This is a genomic window from Mesorhizobium sp. CNPSo 4661 (assembly GCF_057784215.1).
The window spans coordinates 12449-28596 of sequence record NZ_JBWGIO010000042.1; the positions used below are offsets into that span (position 1 = coordinate 12449).

Annotated in this window: 13 protein-coding genes; all 13 read left to right on the forward strand. The window is 57.5% G+C overall.

The features are described 5' to 3' along the window. Positions 1-124: 124 nt before the first annotated feature. Entirely contained in the window at positions 125-1270 is a 1146-nt protein-coding gene (locus AC0YKC_RS32740; RefSeq protein WP_488514070.1) for a M24 family metallopeptidase, read from the forward strand. 459 nt (positions 1271-1729) lie between these two features. Continuing rightward, on the forward strand, positions 1730-2806 hold the full coding sequence (locus tag AC0YKC_RS32745) for an ABC transporter substrate-binding protein (protein ID WP_488514071.1): 1077 nt from the start codon (positions 1730-1732) through the stop codon (positions 2804-2806). Positions 2807-2902: 96 nt separating this feature from the next. Then, the gene (locus AC0YKC_RS32750) at positions 2903-3763 is read left to right on the forward strand and encodes an ABC transporter permease (protein ID WP_488514072.1); all 861 of its coding nucleotides are present in this window, start codon (positions 2903-2905) and stop codon (positions 3761-3763) included. A gap of 5 nt (positions 3764-3768) precedes the next feature. Continuing rightward, positions 3769-4590: an ABC transporter permease gene (locus AC0YKC_RS32755; protein WP_488514073.1), complete on the forward strand. Its 822-nt coding sequence runs from the start codon at positions 3769-3771 to the stop codon at positions 4588-4590. 14 nt (positions 4591-4604) lie between these two features. Beyond that, the gene (locus tag AC0YKC_RS32760; RefSeq protein WP_488514074.1) at positions 4605-5693 is read left to right on the forward strand and encodes an ABC transporter ATP-binding protein; all 1089 of its coding nucleotides are present in this window, start codon (positions 4605-4607) and stop codon (positions 5691-5693) included. Between the two features lie 223 nt (positions 5694-5916). Beyond that, a complete protein-coding gene (locus AC0YKC_RS32765) occupies positions 5917-7029 on the forward strand; it encodes a mandelate racemase/muconate lactonizing enzyme family protein (RefSeq protein ID WP_488514075.1) in 1113 nt (370 codons plus the stop codon). A 726-nt stretch (positions 7030-7755) separates the two neighbouring features. Continuing rightward, positions 7756-9012: a sarcosine oxidase subunit beta family protein gene (locus AC0YKC_RS32770; protein WP_488514076.1), complete on the forward strand. Its 1257-nt coding sequence runs from the start codon at positions 7756-7758 to the stop codon at positions 9010-9012. A 15-nt stretch (positions 9013-9027) separates the two neighbouring features. Next, the gene (locus AC0YKC_RS32775; RefSeq protein WP_488514077.1) at positions 9028-9294 is read left to right on the forward strand and encodes a sarcosine oxidase subunit delta; all 267 of its coding nucleotides are present in this window, start codon (positions 9028-9030) and stop codon (positions 9292-9294) included. After that, positions 9291-12296, forward strand: a complete 3006-nt coding sequence (locus AC0YKC_RS32780; RefSeq protein ID WP_488514078.1) for a sarcosine oxidase subunit alpha family protein — start codon at positions 9291-9293, stop codon at positions 12294-12296. Before AC0YKC_RS32775 ends, AC0YKC_RS32780 begins: the two co-directional genes overlap by 4 nt. After that, a complete protein-coding gene (locus tag AC0YKC_RS32785) occupies positions 12289-12807 on the forward strand; it encodes a sarcosine oxidase subunit gamma (RefSeq protein ID WP_488514079.1) in 519 nt (172 codons plus the stop codon). The genes AC0YKC_RS32780 and AC0YKC_RS32785 overlap by 8 nt, the downstream gene beginning before the upstream one ends. 886 nt (positions 12808-13693) lie before the next feature. Then, the gene (locus AC0YKC_RS32790) at positions 13694-14536 is read left to right on the forward strand and encodes a transporter substrate-binding domain-containing protein (protein ID WP_488514080.1); all 843 of its coding nucleotides are present in this window, start codon (positions 13694-13696) and stop codon (positions 14534-14536) included. A 441-nt stretch (positions 14537-14977) separates the two neighbouring features. After that, positions 14978-15643 carry an ectoine/hydroxyectoine ABC transporter permease subunit EhuC gene (gene ehuC / locus AC0YKC_RS32795; RefSeq protein ID WP_488514081.1) on the forward strand — a complete coding sequence of 222 codons (666 nt, stop codon included), beginning with the start codon at positions 14978-14980 and terminating at the stop codon, positions 15641-15643. Between the two features lie 2 nt (positions 15644-15645). Further along, the coding region (ehuD, locus tag AC0YKC_RS32800) for an ectoine/hydroxyectoine ABC transporter permease subunit EhuD (RefSeq protein WP_488514082.1) at positions 15646-16148 on the forward strand (503 nt) is incomplete at its 3' end.

The window sequence follows — 16148 nt, forward strand, 5'->3', positions numbered from 1 at the left end:
AACGATGACCGACAATTCGGACGGAATCATCACGCCGCAAGCGAAGATCCATCAGCGCGCTAGTGCGAGAAGAAGTGCGCCACGGCGAGCGTCCCGACAATTCCATCAAATTGGGGAAAGTGGCATGAAGGACCATTCAGCGTTGTCGAATCTTGAACACGAAAGCCGCTTGAACGCGGTGAGAGGGATCTGCCGTGAGCGTGGCATTGACGTTGCCATTTTCACGAGCCCCGAGAATATCTGTTATCTTACCGGGCTCGACTACGAGGGATATTTTGCCCTCCATGCCCTGTTGATCGCGGCAGACAAGAAGCCTGTCCTCTTCGCCCGATATATCGAGGAACCTACGGTCTTGCGGCAAACCAACGGAGTGGAATTCGCGGGCTACACCGACACCGACGACGTCGCGGCGCTGATCAAGGCGAAAGTTGTCTCCCTTTCTTCGGAGCAAGCGCGCATAGGTCTTCAGAAGAACAGCGCCGCCGCGACGATGATCGACGCCCCACTCCGCTCCTACCTTCCTCAGGCCGAAGTGGTCGACGCCTCAGGTATCGTGGAGAGCCTGCGCCTCGTGAAATCTCCATTTGAGATAGAGGAGATCAGGCGGGCAGCAAAGATATCAGACCTTATGATTTCCACGGCCCTGACCGCAGCCCGCGAAGGTGTCGAAGAAAGCACCGTTGCTGCGGAGGTCTATGGCGCGATGATTGCCGCAGGCGGCCAACCTCCGGGCTTCCCGCCATTCATTCGGTCTGGCGACAGAATCTCGGAGCCGCACGTGTCTTGGACCGGTCAGCCTCTCAAGGCGGGTGCTCCGCTGCTTCTCGAACTGTCTGGATGCGTGAACCGATATCACGCGCCAATGGCCCGCTACGGATATGTCGGTTCGGCACCGGATGCGGCAAGGCGGTTGAGCGAATCAAGTCATGAGGCCCATCTCGCTGCCCTTGCAGCTCTAAAACCGGGGGTTCTCGCTCGCGATGTCTACGGCGTCTGGAAAAAGAAACTCGGGACCGGAAACATAAGGCCAAGGGCCCCTCACTGCGGATACATGGTCGGTATTTCTTTTCCACCGACCTGGACGGGCGGGCCTGGTGTACAAAGTCTCCATGAGACCAGCACGATGGAGATCAAACAGTCGATGGTCTTCCACCTGTTGACTTGGGTCACAGATGGTCAACATGACCATTTCCTTTCGGATTGTGCGATCGTCGAGAAAGCGGGTGGAGCGTTTTTGACCAAGACCGACCGGCAACTGTTCGTCGTGTGATCGACGAGGTCACGCGACCCGGACTAGCGGGTTCACACTTGGGCATTTTGCTATGGTCTGGAACGGTCGTGCGCGGCGCTCCAGACTTGGTAGCAACCTATGCTGTGAAGATAGACATCACGCGCGCCGCACAAACCAACTGCTGCATGCAGCATAGGCAACAATAGCCAATCCATCGATTTCGTATCCCGTTCGCATGAACGGCCATTGCTTTGCAACCGGCGATTTCACGCGACAGGGAAGCCAGCATAATCCCTCATCCTAGGCGATTCTTTAAACGACGTCCGAACTGCCGCGTCCGCGGCATGGGGTTTCGCCTTTCGCGCGGCTATCTTGGAACCAGATGACGACAATATCAAAACTGCGTTGGACGCGACGAGCGCTTGATTGTTCCATTGATACCTGACGGCCAGCACCCGCACTGCGAATGTTAGTTCCGTCCAAATAGGGGAAATCGAAATGGAAAAATTCTCGCGAAGAGATTTCATAAAGACGAGCGTTGCAGGCGGCGCGGCATTGGCCGCATCGCAACTGGCAGGCCCGCTGGTCGGTAAGGCCCTGGCGGCGGATTCGCTTTCCGTTGTCGAGTGGGGCCCTCCCTTCATCGACCACACCAAGGCTCTCGCGGCCGAATGGGGCAAAGCGCCTGTCGACTGGACACTGCACGCCGGCGGCGCCGCGTCAATTCTGCCCAAGATTAAGTCAGCATGGCCGAACCCGCCTTACGATCTGGTTGATGCCTGGAGTGCGGTTTTTGAATCGATGATCAAGGAAGATTGGTTAGAGACAGTTACTCTTGCAGACTGTCCTAACCTAGCCGACGTGCCTGAGGAGCTGATTCCCAAGGACGCGAAGGGCAATTGGAAAGCGGTCCCTCGCGGGTCCAGCGGAAGCTTCTTCGCCTATGCGCCCGAAAAGTGCCCGATTGAGATCAAGTCGATTGAAGACTTTTTGAACCCGAAGCTGAAAGGCCAGATCCTTTGGCCGAATCCGACTTTAAACACGAATATGCAGGTGGTTTTCCTGGCGATGGCACGCGGCGGCGATCAGTCGAACCTGGAGCCTGGCTGGCAATTCCTGAAGGAACTGGCGAAGTCGGGGAACATCGGACGAGTATCGGCGACCACCTCGGACATAATCACGTCGATTGGCACCGGTGAAACTTCGGTGACGTTCGTCGATCAAGGAACTTTCTCCGGCATCAAGGGTGTGAAAGTCGTCCCCTTGACCAAGACGAACAAGGACCTGAAGACCTTTCTTTTCGTCTCCGGCTGGGCCGTCTTAAAGAGCTCGAAAAACAAGAAACTGGCATTTGATCTAGCCAACTACACCATCAGTACGTCTGCCAGCGAGCGCTATACGAAGGAAGTCGGCGAAGTCCCGGTCAACGCAAAAGCCAAGCACAACGTCGAGCACCTTCGGTTCTCATCGGAGGAGTTGAAGGAATTTGTCGTGCTGCCGGACCTCGACCAGCTCGGCAAGGAACTCGATGGCTGGAATAAGCGCTGGGAACAGGAAATCGTCCCGCTCCTTTGATGAGCGACGATCGTTCTTTCCATTGCCGTGAGGACCGCCGGGCGCGTGGCGCCCGGTGGTTTCATTGCCAACGGGCGCCGGGAAATGGAGCTTGCAATGAAGCCCAAAGGAAGCATCGCATTATTGCTAGTCCCAGGATTTGCGTTGTTGCTGGCGCTTTTGGTCTTGCCGCTGGCTAACGTCGTCGATGAAAGCTTTCGCCTCTTTGAGCCAGGCCGGATCGGATCGGCCAAGGACGCGCCCTACACGCTGTTCAATTACGCCGAAATCCTGGATCCTTCATATCTGAGGTACTTCGCGGAAACGTTCAGGTTCGGCGCCGTGTCTTCCCTCATTGCCCTTCTGATAGCCTTTCCGATCGCCTATTCGGTGGCAAGACAGCGCCGTCCCTTTCCGCGCAAGGTCGCGATCGGCTTTTTCATTGGGATGATGTTCCTGAGCACGTTAGTGCGTGTCTATGCGTTGCAATTGACGTTCGGACCCACCGGCTATGGAGGATTGCTGGCAGGACTACTCAACGTGTCGCCCAACGGGCGTTTCTATACCGAACTGATCGTTATTCTCGGGCTGCTGCATTATTTAATCCCGATTTCTGTGATCACACTGCTGGGCACCATTCAGAACCTCAACCCAAGGCTTATCGAGGCATCGCAGGTGCTTGGCGCTTCGCGCCTGAGATCGCATCTTTCGATAACCGTGCCGCTATGCATGCAGGGACTGCTGTCGGCCTTCCTGATCTGCTTCACCTTATGTCTCAGTGCATTCGTAGTGCCCATGATCCTTGGCAAGGGCAAGGTCCTATTCGTTTCCAACCTTATATATGCGCGGTTCAGCGAGATCGCGAACTATCCGAGCGGATCCGCCGTCGCGATCACCATGCTCGTCATCGCGCTGATCGCAATCTATGGGATCACATCGGTGGTTTCGAGGCGGTTTGGCAAGCCCGAGCAAGGATGATATCCATGAAGCGCTTTATCGACAGCGTCGCGACCTGGCTGAGTGTCGTTAACCTATTGGTTCTATTGGCGTTTCTCATTTTCCCGATTGCCGTCACCGTGATGATGTCATTCGACGGCCGCGATTATTTGGGCCAGTTTCCGCCGCCGGAATATTCACTGAGATGGTACCAGAACTTCTTTTCGGACCAGTATTATTTGACCGGCCTGTCGACAAGCCTGCTCTTGGCAGTGACTGCGTCTGTTGTCTCCACGGCAAGCGGCGTGAGCGCCGCGGTTGCCCTTGACCGCTATACCGGTCCAGGGAAGCAGGTCCTGGAGTCTCTTTTCCTTTCGCCAATCGTTGTGCCGGCAGTGGTTATCGGCTTCGCACTGCTGCTGTTCTTCGCCACCATAGGCATCTTCGACGGCCTCACACGACTGGTCGGCGGGCACATTATCATCACGTTTCCCTATACGGTGCGCACGACGCTAGCGGGGCTAATCGGGATCCGAAAGACGCTGACGGAAGCTGCCTTGAGCCTCGGGGCCACAGAGCGCCGGGCATTCTGGGATGTTACACTCCCGTTGGCGCGCACGGGCATCGTCGCGGGGGCTGTCTTCGCATTTGCATTCTCCATGGACGATGTGGCTGTAAGCTTGTTCCTGACTTCGCCCGACACCTACACATTGCCAGTCGCGATGGTCAGCATGATGCGCACGAACTTTGATCTAACGATCGCGGCGGCGGCCGTTGTCCTGATGATGTTCACCTTCGCCCTGATCCTCGTTCTCGATTGGACCATTGGCCTAGATCGCCTCATTGGGAAGGGTGTTTTCAGGACATAGGATATCTACGTCAAATGAATGTTCTTGAGCTTAATCATGTCACCAAGCGCTATGGCAGCTTTCTGGCCGTCGACGATATCTCCTTCACCGTCGAAAGAGGGAGCATCCTATCCCTCCTTGGGCCGAGCGGTTGCGGGAAAACGACGACCCTGAGATTGATATCGGGGTTTGAGGACGCCAATGAGGGCGCCGTTATGTTTTCCGGCATCGACATGAAGGGTCGGCGGCCCTACGAGCGCAATGTCGGGCTTCTGTTTCAGGACTATGCGTTGTTCCCGCACATGACGGTCGTCGAAAACGTCGCTTATGGACTGAAGCACCGCGATTTTGACAAGGCGAAGATCCCAGCTCGCGTGGCCGAAATGCTCTCATTGGTAAAGTTGAAGGGCTTTGAGGAACGGCGGCCAGGTCAATTGAGCGGCGGCCAGCAACAACGCGTGGCGCTGGCGCGAGCGTTGGCAACGAACCCCGAAATCGTCCTGCTCGATGAACCGCTGTCGGCTCTTGACGCCAAATTGCGGCATGAATTGCGATTTGAGCTGAAACAAATCCTCTCTGCGGTGAACGCCACGACAATCGTGGTGACACACGATCAGGAGGAGGCCATGAGCTTGGGCGACAAGGTCGTTGTCATGAGTTCAGGCAGGATCATGCAGCAGGGAGCGCCAACCGAGATATATGCCAATCCAAGAACGCGCTTTGTCGCCGAATTCATCGGCCGTTCGAACTGGTTCACTGGCACGCTAGCCAACAGCAAGAATGGTATGGCCGAACTGAAAGACGTCGCGGGCTTTCGGATGTTGGTCCCCGCGCCGGACCAAGACGCAAAGGCCGGAGCATTCGATGTCTGCGTGCGACCGGAACGTATTCGCATCGACGGGGCCGCCTATGGGACTGTAGACATGCCCGTGAACGCAATGCGCGGCACGATCCGCGACGTCGCTCACCTTGGCGCAGACCTGCACTTGTTGATCGAAGTTCCAGGCGGTCAACTGCTGACAGTGACCGAAAAGTTTGTCGGGCAGACCATCGAGCGAACCGGCCAGGAAGTCGCCATCACCTTCCGTCCGCAGGATTGCATTGTTGTGCCCAGTGGTTCCTGAGCGTTTAGGCCGTCACAGCCTTCGACGGGCGAGGCTGATGTCGGACCGTTGGCCGGCTCGGCGCGGCGTCCATCTTAGAACCAGATGACGACGATATTGAAACTGCGTTTGACGCTTCGGGCCATAGATCGTCAGACTATTGAACCCGATACGGTCTACGTCCGTATCGCCCTCATAATGCCGACACTGTTTGGCTGGCGAAACGACTGAAGGAGTCACGGCGATGAAGATAGAACGCATTTCAGTGTTCGAGATTGTGACCCCGTTTCCGCAGGGCTACGGTCTGTCACGGGGTCGAAAGTGGACCTCCTTCGAAAGCACCATCGTAAAGGTCGAGACCAACGCGGCGATTGTCGGATGGGGCGAACTGCAAACGCTTGGAGGAAACTATCTGCCGGCGTTCGCAAAGGGAGCCAAGGCGGCAATCGACGAACTCGCTCCTCACCTCATCGGACAAAATCCGCTGCAACTCGACCGCATCAACTATCTGATGGACCACGTGTTGTACGGCCATCCATACGGGAAGTCTGCAATCGATATGGCTTGTTGGGATATTCTCGGCAAAGCGACAGGGCTGCCACTTTGTGATCTTCTTGGCGGCAGGTTCGATGGTGGTCTGGATCTCATGTGCGCGCCTACAGTTGGGTCGACAGAAGAAATGTTGGCGATGACCGTCGCGTTCCGGCAAAAGGGCTATCGACGCATGTCGCTCAAATTGGGCGGGGATGTCGCGGACGATGTGGCGAAGATCCGCGCTCTGCTCGAACAAGCCCAGCCTGGCGAGGAATACTACGCCGACTGCAATCGCGGTTGGACACGCGACCAGGCACTTCGGGTTATGCGACAAATTCGCGACCTTGACGTCTACATAGAGCAGCCCTGTGCGTCGTACGAAGACTGTTTGGCCGTGAGGCGCCGCACCGATCTTCCTATGATCCTCGATGAAATTATCGATTCCCCTGAGATGGTCATGCGGATCATCGCAGACCAGGCGGCCGACTTGGTCAATATTAAGATCTCGAGGGTTGGGGGGCTAACCAAGGCACGGCGCGCGCGCGATATGTGCGTAACAGCGGGATTGCCGATGACCTTGCAGGACGTAGGTGGAAGCGGCATCGTTCAGGCCGCCATCTTCCATTTTGCGCAGTCGACCCCGAAGGAGTTCCGACATTCAGTCTACGATCCGCTGACCGTGGTTTCCGATCCGCTGACTGACGCACCTATCTTGGTAGGCGACGGAGCAGTCGTTGAGGCGTCGGATCGACCGGGACTTGGGCAAGACATTCTGCCGGGTAGCCTGGGAGCTCCTGTAGCAGTCTACGGTCGGAGGAATTGAGTAATAGATCGCCTCATGCTCAAGGGACGACACGTTTCTGCCACGCTGAAGGCGCCCAAAGGAGCCTTCAGGATGGTGAGCGCTCCCGGACACAACTCTAACCTCGGTAGACGCAGAATCGGCTTTTGCGCTCAGGGTGAATGATGACCGCGTCGGCCGGAATAGAAAAGCGGATAAGCACCTCGGACATGACTGCGTCGATTGCAACTCACTACGACTGCAGCGGCCTGATAACGAGAGGCGCCGTTGCGGCCGACCTTCTCGATCATGATGTAGATGAAAATCTGATCAAGTTTGCTCTGATGCTTAGTATATTTAGTCTGATAATGTTGATTACAGCTGTATCGCTGTGAAGGAACATTATTGGGAATAGATGCCTCGCGGCGCACGCGGTGCTCTTTTGCGCCCGACTACGTCAAATGATCTAGGCGCTTCCGCCAAAGTGAACACGTGGCAAATCTCATCTAGACTGCAACAGTCCTCGAGCCTGTCGATGTGGGTTCCTCGGGAAGGGGGAGCTTGGAGTGCGCATGTTGCTCATGATTCGTGCAAAGAATTGGCATCTTAAAACGCGATGGCACCTTTCGCGACTTTATGTTGGTGCGATCGAGGCCGAGCAGCGCATAGTCATAACGCGTCGAGTCTCGGCGCAAATTCTATTCATATCACTCATCGGCGGGGCGGAAATGCCCGTGAAATTTTGCTCGTCGACATAGCGGATCTGGTATGCACGGTTATTCGGTTTTTTCCATTCTTCGCAATGGGCTTTCCGGCCAGAGAAATTGGCCGCGCGCTTGGCGTGCGCCCACTCCCAAGCCCAACTATGATGTGGTTATTGTGGGCGGTGGCGGGCACGGACTAGCCACCGCTTTCTATCTCGCCGAGAACCACGGCATCCGCAACATAGCGGTCTTGGAAAAGGGTTACATCGGAGGCGGGAATGTCGGGCGCAATACGACAATTGTCCGATCCAACTACCTGCTTGACGGCAACACCCAGTTCTACGAATTCTCCGTCAAACTGTGGGAGAATTTGTCGCGCACGATCAACTACAACGTGATGTTTTCGCAGCGTGGGCAAGTGGTCTGTGCTCACTCCCCTGATCAACTCGACTTCTTCAGCCATCGCGCCAACGTGATGCGTTTGAACGGGATCGATGCAGAGGTGCTTGATCGTGACGAGGTGCGCCGGATGGTGCCCTATCTCGACTTCTCCGACGACGCGCGGTTCCCTATTTACGGTGCTCACTTTCAGAGCCGCGCCGGCACGGCCCGTCACGATGCCGTGGCCTGGGGCTATGCACGCGCTGCCGACGCCCACGGCGTCGATATCATCCAGAACTGTGAGGTTACAGGCTTCGTCCGCCAGGGTGAGCGTATCGTCGGCGTTGAAACCAGCTTGGGTCAGATCAACGCAGGAAAAGTTGCACTCGCCGTGGCGGGACATACCTCAATTTTGGGACGAAAGGCTGGCCTCGAGCTACCGATTGAGAGCCATGTCCTTCAAGCCTTCGTGACGGAGCCGATCAAGCCGCTGGTTCACCAGAGCATCGCGTATGGCGCCGACCATTTTTACGTCAGCCAGTCAGACAAAGGCGGCCTGGTGTTTGGTGGGGCCCTGGACGGCTATAACTCATATGCTCAGCGTGGCAATCTCGGGATCGTCCGCGACGTCGCGGAAGCGGCGGTGGCCTTCATGCCCTGTATCTCGCGCCTGCGACTTCTGCGCCATTGGGGCGGGGTTATGGACATGACGCCGGACGCCAGTCCCATTATCTGTCCGACGCCGATCGATGGACTCTATCTTAACGGAGGCTGGTGTTATGGGGGGTTCAAGGCCACGCCGGCTTCCGGCTGGTGTTTCGCCCACATGCTTGCCACGGGCAAGCCGCACCCCCTCATCACCGCGTATGGGCTCGACCGCTTTCGGACCGGGCGAACAATTGACGAAGCCGGCATCGGCCCGTTCGCTTGGCTGCAATAACAGGACAAAGACAAAATGCTGCGCATCGAATGTCCATGTTGTGGCCCGCGTGATCATGACGAATTCCGTTACGGCGGCGACGCCTCCGTCAACCGGCCTGCGCATGACGATCTTGATTTCGAGGCCTGGTATCGGTTCGTCTTTGTACGGGACAATCCCGCCGGACCGCATCGCGAGTATTGGCAACACACGCTGGGTTGCAGAAACTGGTTGGTCGTCGAGCGCGACACCCGCAACCACGTTATCCTTTCCGTTGAATTGGCCAGGGAGGTACGGGGATGAGGCGGCTTGAGAAAGGCGGGCGCATCGACCGCTCGCAGCCTGTTGCATTCACTTTCGACGGAAAGCGCCTGGGTGGTCTGCGCGGCGATACGCTCGCCTCGGCGCTGCTTGCCAACGACGTGCGCCTGGTTGGACGTAGCTTCAAGTACCACCGGCCGCGTGGAATCTATTCAGCCGGCCCCGAGGAGCCGAATGCGCTCGTGACCTTGGGGACGGGTGGACGACGTGAGCCCAACTTGCCCGCGACGACAGTGGAAGTTTCACACGGTCTGATCGCAGAAAGCCAAAACCGCTGGCCGTCGCTCAAGGTCGACTTTCAAAGCATTAACAGCCTCTTCTCGCCGTTCCTTTCGGCCGGCTTTTATTACAAGACCTTCATGGGGCCCACCCGACGGGCATGGATGTTCTACGAACACTTTATCCGCAAGGCCGCCGGGCTTGGCCGCGCTGGTGAAGAGGCGGATCCTGATCGCTATGAGGTTCGCCATATCTTCGCCGATGTGGCAATTGTTGGGGCCGGGCCCGCCGGGCTTTCGGCTGCGCTCGCCGCGGCAGAAGCCGGCGCAAGAGTGGTCCTTGTCGAACAAGATTTCGCGGCAGGCGGAAGCCTTCTTTCGGAGCCTGTTGACGGTGAGGCAGACGCCTGGCTGTCGACAACGCTTGCCAAACTCTACGACATGGCAAACGTTACCGTCATCACGCGCGCCACAGCTTTCGGCGCCTATGACGGCAACGTACTTGGACTTATCGAGCGACACGGTTCAGCGAACGCCGATCCTGCCCAAAATGAGGCGCGCCAGACTTTGGCGCTACTGCGCGCGAAATCAATCATCTACGCGACGGGGGCTATCGAGCGACCACTGACATTCGAGAATAACGACAAACCTGGCATCATGTTGGCATCCGCTGCACGCACCTACCTCAATCGCTTTGCGGTGCTAAACGGTAAGCGGGTCCTGGTCGCAACGGACAATGACAGCGCCTATCGAACAGCCTTCGATCTCGCGGCGGCCGGCGCGCAAGTGATCATAGCCGACAGCCGCAACAGACCTACAAATGAACTCTTGCAGAAGGCGCATCGCTCGGACATCGACGTCCGCGCGAATGCAAACGTTGCCAAGGCCGTGGGAGGGCAACGGGTTCAAGCAGTCCACCTTTCGGAGCCGAACGGATCGAGCAAGGTCGAATGCGACCTGGTCGCGCTGTCGGGAGGATGGTCACCAACCACTCATCTCACCTCCCACCTTGGGGTCAAGCCGGTCTATCGCGACGAAATTCGGGCTTTCGTTCCGGGAAAGCTCGGCGCGGGACTGTTCGTGGCTGGCGCTGTGACAGGAGACTACTCGCTGGCAGGTGCGATCAAGCAAGGGCATTTTGCTGGCTCCGAGGCATCACAGATGTGCGGCGCAACGAAGGAAATTCGTCCACCTCTCCTTTGCAGTCTTGATGGCACCGCCGCAGTCAATGACTTGATCCGCGGCTCGGCGCCTGTCCTCCCGTTCCCGGCGGAAGCTGGAGAAAGACGCCCTGTGCCGCAGTCGGAACCAGCACGAGGCAAGGCATTCGTCGATCTGCAAATGGATGTGACCGTGGACGACATCGGGCTCGCCTATCGCGAGGGGTATCAGCCGATCGAGCATCTGAAGCGCTACACCACGCTGGGAATGGGGACGGACCAGGGCAAAACTAGCAATTTCATAGGCCTTCGGGCCATGGCTGGCCTGCGCAACAAGTCAATTCCGGAGGTGGGCACCACCACTTTCCGGCCTCCATACACCCCGGTTGCTGTCGGGGCTTTGACGGGCCGCCGGATCGGCCATCACTATAAGCCCACTCGGCGAACGCCTATGCACGACTGGCATGTGGCAAATGGCGCGCGGATGCTCGAAACCGGCTTATGGATGCGACCCTGGTTCTATGATGCCTCCGGCGACGACGTGAACGAAGCTTATGTTACGGAAATGCGGGTGGTGCGTGAAGCGGCTGGCATGATGGACATATCCACGCTTGGCAAGATCGATATTCAAGGGCCGGGCGCGGCCACACTTCTCGATCGGGTTTATGTCAATGGCTTTGCTGGGCTCGCGATCGGCCGCGCGCGCTATGGCGTGATGTTACGCGACGACGGCATCGTCTTCGACGACGGCACTACCACGCGAGTAGGTGAGCACCATTTCTTCATGACGACATCGACCGCCAAGGCAGCGGACGTCATGTCACGGCTTGAGTTCCTGCTCGATACTGCCTGGCCTGATCTGCGTGTCTCAGTGACCTCGACGACAGACGAATGGGCAGCCATGTCCGTTGCCGGCCCGAAAAGTCGCGATATTCTCGCCGCCGCGTTTCCCGACGTCAATGTGTCCAACGAGACGTTGCCGCATATGGGCTTGGTCGAGGCGAAATACGGTGACAAGCCACTGCGAATTATCCGCCTTAGCTATTCTGGTGAACGCGCTTACGAAATCTATGTCGGGGCGAGTGTGGGTGACGAGGTATGGCGTCGGCTCCTGGAATTTGGCGCTCCGTTCGGGCTGAAGCCCTACGGCATCGAAGCTCTGGGGGCGCTGCGTGTGGAAAAGGGGCACGTCGCTGGTCCCGAGATTGACGGCAGAACGACGCTTGACGACCTGGGTCTTCGGCGTATGGCCGGCAAGCGTACCGGCTTCGTCGGCGACGTGCTTGGCCGCCGCGAAGGTTTCAGCGATACAAATCGGCCACGTCTTGTAGGGCTTAGATGCAGCGAACCGGGCAAGCGATTGCGTGGCGGATCGATCCTGTTTCGATCTGGGGAGCCGACGCAGGGCCATGGCCTTGGCCGCATCACGTCAGTGACGTACAGCCCCACCCTCAATGCATGGGTAGGGCTGGCGTTGCTCGCGCAAGATGCGGCGAAAGACGGGAGCGAGATCGTCGCAACGTATCCACTCAAGAATGAGACGGTACGGGCCCAGGTGGTTACACCCATGTTCCTGGACCCGAAGGGAGAACGACTTCATGGCTGAGGAGACATTTCAAGCTAGCTTTGGGGTTGTCGCATCCGATTGCGCCATCATTCAGTTTGAAGGCTGGCAGGACGTCATGCAGCCCTTCGAGGCGGCGCTGGCCGACAACCTCGGGGGCGCGCTACCTCATCGAGTTGGGGAAGCCACGGTACATCAAAAGGGGCGAGTTGTTCGAGTTAGCTCACGTCGCTTTTGGCTGCTGAGTGATGTTGCTGCTTCCAAGTTGGATGTTGAGCCCGGATTGGGCTGTGTAATTCCACTGACGGAGGGAAGGGTTAGGCTGCGGCTATCGGGACGGAATATCAAGCATGTGCTGGAGCGCTGCGTCGCGGTGGACTGGGACGGTATCCGAGACGGCCAGGCAGCACATGCTGGCTTTCACGGTGTGCCGGTACTCCTGCTGCGCAATGCGCCGGACCAATGCGATATTCTGGTCCCCCGCAGTTTCGCCAGAAGCCTGGCCGAATGGATTTCCGATGTTGAGATTGGCTGCCAGGATCGAAGAATCTGACGGCTGGGCGCTGATTCAGGGAGTCACCTTGCCTACAAAGGGGGCTGAAAGTGTGTGCCCACAATCGTGATGGCTTAGAACCGCTGGTGGGCAAAATTATGAGATGGCATTCAGTCTCTTATAGTGAGGAAGACCTCACAAGAGAGAAGCTTCGTCAGGCTCTGCGGCGAAAAATCGAACTCGAGCTCGAGGTCGCCGAGTTAACGCTGAGATTGCGCACCACTCAGTCTAGAGCCGGCACGGAAAGCGAATCTCACGCTCGGCGTCTCTGGAGTTGGTTGCCGACCTTCTATCCGCCTCGCCATTGAGGCATCACCAAACCCGTCCGATGCGTCCGAGGTCGCCAGGCGGGAACGTCTCTCCGCGTTAGGGGCGCTTCCGTGGTCTCCAGAAACACAAAGGCGACCCGTTTCGTGATGATATCGAGCGCGACCGCATTTCACACCGGCTTGCTGGAGCAATCAACGCGAAATCGCGATGCCCGCTTGGCGAAAGGACTGCTTCACGCCCCATATCGAGGCAGCAAACGGCCACAAAAACAGATAGCTTGCCAACCAACCAGTTGGCCCACCGTTCAACGTCAAGCCATCGGCATCATCTCGGTTCTAGATGAAGAGAATATACAAACAGAATTTGACGGAAGGGGGTCCGCGACTGATGCTTAAAAGAAGGAATATCTCATGTCTCCTTCACGTCCAAGTCGGCACCGATGTGGTCAACGTGAAACGACGGAGGGCTACCTTGGCCTGATAGTTGAGAAAGGTCGCACCAATTGCTTCTGACCGGCGAATTTTGGAATGCGCCGGTCATCATTGTGGCGACCCTGATCGGAATGAGGTCGCCGTAAAACGTCAAAACAACAATGTCACAATAGAGGGTGAATAGAATGAGCATTTTCAAACTCAGCTCGTGCTTGGCAGGGCTCACGATCCTGATGGCGATGTGGGGCGCAAACGCCGGTCCGCTAACCGATCGGGTTAACGCGGGAGAACCGATCAGATTAGGTTTCGCAAACGTGCTGCCTTTCGGATACCCCGACGACCAGGGTAAGCCGAAGGGATTCGCAAACGAGATTGCCCTTGGTGTCCTGAAGAAGATGGGATACACAAATATCGAGGCAAATGTCACCGACTGGGGCGGTCTGATCCCTGGCCTCCAGGCAAAGCGCTACGATATCATTACCGGCGGCATGTACATTTTGGGCGCTCGCTGCAAGAACGTGGCCTTCTCTGAGCCGATTGCAAAGCTTGGCGACGGTTTCATCGTGAAGCCAGGCAATCCAAAGAAGATCAGCAACTATAAGGACATCGCAGCAAGTGGAGCGATTTTCGTGACATATGCCGGGTCGAGCACCATTGCCGCCGCGAAGAAGGAAGGGATTGCGGACGACAAGATCATGGTGGTGCCTGGACCGTCGGAAGTGCTCGCCGCGATCAAGGCGGGACGTGGCGATGCTGGCAGCATGACTTCCTTGGAAGCCAAGCTCATGGAGGACCAGACTAAGGGCGAAGTCCAGGCGACCGACCCGGCCGGGCTTCCCGAGTGGACCTACAACTGGGTGGGGCTCGGTTTCCGCTCGGAGGATGCCGATTTCCTGGCAAAATTCAATGAGGCCCTGAAGCACTACATCGGCTCGGATGAGATGATGAGCGCCGTCAAACAATACGGCATCGTGGCGTCGAGCCTCCCAGGCGACACTAAGACCGAGTGGGTTTGCGCAAATCGCTAGCCGGACATTGCGGTGGGTCCCTCCGGGCCCACCGCTGCTGGTCAGATCAGGCAGATTTGTCAGGCTTGATGCCAACCTCGAGCGCAGGCAACTGGGTTTGCTAGCTTCTTGTGCCCGAACGTTGAACTTTGAATCGACCGAACAAGATCTTTCAGTTCGTTCAGCCGCGCCGAACGCGGACCTCCCGATCTTATAGCTGATGCGCTCGAAGCGCTTCTGCTGGCAAACGCAGCAAGGGAATAGGTTCGACCTGGTTGCCAGTCCACCGCTGCTTCGTACGACCTTTGCGCTGGATCAAGGTGACCATGAGAGAGCTCGATGACGTTGCGATCGTTGGTGAGCCGGGTTGGCACATGAGTCGCGAGATTGTAGACTCGGGGAGGAGCGGCCACAGCACGCTGCAGCCTTCTCCAACAGCTTGTTGATCCTTTGGCGCGCCAGATGTCTTATTTCGAGTTCCTTTCCACCCACGGAGCCCTGCTTTTAAGCGGCACGCTGGTAACGATCGTGCTGGCTGCTGTATCGATCGCTCTGGCAGTCGTGCTGGCTCTAACCGCGGGTTTGATGAGGCTGGCACCGCTACCACCCCTTCGCTGGATTGCCACGATCTATATCGAGTTCTTCCGTGGAACGTCGCTGCTCGTCCAGCTCTACTGGATCTTCTTCGTGCTGCCGCTGTTCGGGTTTTCGCTCGACAAGTTCACGGCCGGTTTCCTCGGCGTCGGCTTGAACCTCGGCGCCTACGGGGCGGAACTGGTTCGCGGAGCGATCCTTTCGGTGCCAAGGGGGCAGTGGGAAGCGGCCCTTGCCATCAACATGTCGCCGATGACGCGCATGCGACGCGTCATCCTGCCCCAGGCTTTGGTGATCATGCTGCCGCCCTGGGGCAATCTGCTGATCGAGCTGCTTAAGGCGACAGCCTTGGTTTCATTGATTTCAGTGGCCGATCTCACTTTCCAAGCCAAGCAGATCAACGCCTCCACGTTCTTGTCGGCCAAGGCCTTCGGAACGGCGCTATTCATCTACTACATCCTGGCCCGTTTCATCATCACGCCCTTCATGCGCTGGCTTGAGCGCTTTATGGAACGCAAGCTGGGAAGGGCATAGCGATGCTTGGCTGGGACTGGGATTTTACCTGGGAGATTCTCCCCCGCCTGCTGGCAGCGACCGCTAACACGCTCCTGGCAGCCGCCATCGGTTATCTGATTGCAATTTTCTTGGGGCTCGCCTTTGCCCTGGTCCAACGCGTGCCATTTCGGCCGTTGACGATGGCCATTCGCGAAGCGGTCGAGTTCATCCGCTCCACGCCGCTGGTGCTTCAGATATTCTTCGTCTTCTATGTCGGGCCGGAATTCGGCGTGACATTGTCGCCCTGGGTGGCGGGCATGATAGCCATCGGGCTCCACTACGCGGCCTATCTATCCGAAGTTTACCGCGGTGGGCTGGAGAGCGTTCCGAAGGGGCAGTGGGAGGCGGCGACATCGCTTAATCTGTCGACCGCGCGCACCTATTTCCGTGTTGTCATCCCACAGGCCTTGCCGCCCTCCGTGGCTGGCATGGGCAACTACCTGGTCGGCATCTTCAAGGACACGCCCGTGCTATCGGTCATCGG

What these genes read in the sequence shown, in the direction of transcription:
- AC0YKC_RS32740 (WP_488514070.1), top strand. Translation starts at nt 125, where the DNA reads ATGAAGGACCATTCAGCGTTGTCGAATCTTGAACACGAAAGCCGCTTG.
- AC0YKC_RS32745 (WP_488514071.1), top strand. Translation starts at nt 1,730, where the DNA reads ATGGAAAAATTCTCGCGAAGAGATTTCATAAAGACGAGCGTTGCAGGC.
- AC0YKC_RS32750 (WP_488514072.1), top strand. Translation starts at nt 2,903, where the DNA reads ATGAAGCCCAAAGGAAGCATCGCATTATTGCTAGTCCCAGGATTTGCG.
- AC0YKC_RS32755 (WP_488514073.1), top strand. Translation starts at nt 3,769, where the DNA reads ATGAAGCGCTTTATCGACAGCGTCGCGACCTGGCTGAGTGTCGTTAAC.
- AC0YKC_RS32760 (WP_488514074.1), top strand. Translation starts at nt 4,605, where the DNA reads ATGAATGTTCTTGAGCTTAATCATGTCACCAAGCGCTATGGCAGCTTT.
- AC0YKC_RS32765 (WP_488514075.1), top strand. Translation starts at nt 5,917, where the DNA reads ATGAAGATAGAACGCATTTCAGTGTTCGAGATTGTGACCCCGTTTCCG.
- AC0YKC_RS32770 (WP_488514076.1), top strand. Translation starts at nt 7,756, where the DNA reads ATGCACGGTTATTCGGTTTTTTCCATTCTTCGCAATGGGCTTTCCGGC.
- AC0YKC_RS32775 (WP_488514077.1), top strand. Translation starts at nt 9,028, where the DNA reads ATGCTGCGCATCGAATGTCCATGTTGTGGCCCGCGTGATCATGACGAA.
- AC0YKC_RS32780 (WP_488514078.1), top strand. Translation starts at nt 9,291, where the DNA reads ATGAGGCGGCTTGAGAAAGGCGGGCGCATCGACCGCTCGCAGCCTGTT.
- AC0YKC_RS32785 (WP_488514079.1), top strand. Translation starts at nt 12,289, where the DNA reads ATGGCTGAGGAGACATTTCAAGCTAGCTTTGGGGTTGTCGCATCCGAT.
- AC0YKC_RS32790 (WP_488514080.1), top strand. Translation starts at nt 13,694, where the DNA reads ATGAGCATTTTCAAACTCAGCTCGTGCTTGGCAGGGCTCACGATCCTG.
- ehuC (WP_488514081.1), top strand. Translation starts at nt 14,978, where the DNA reads ATGTCTTATTTCGAGTTCCTTTCCACCCACGGAGCCCTGCTTTTAAGC.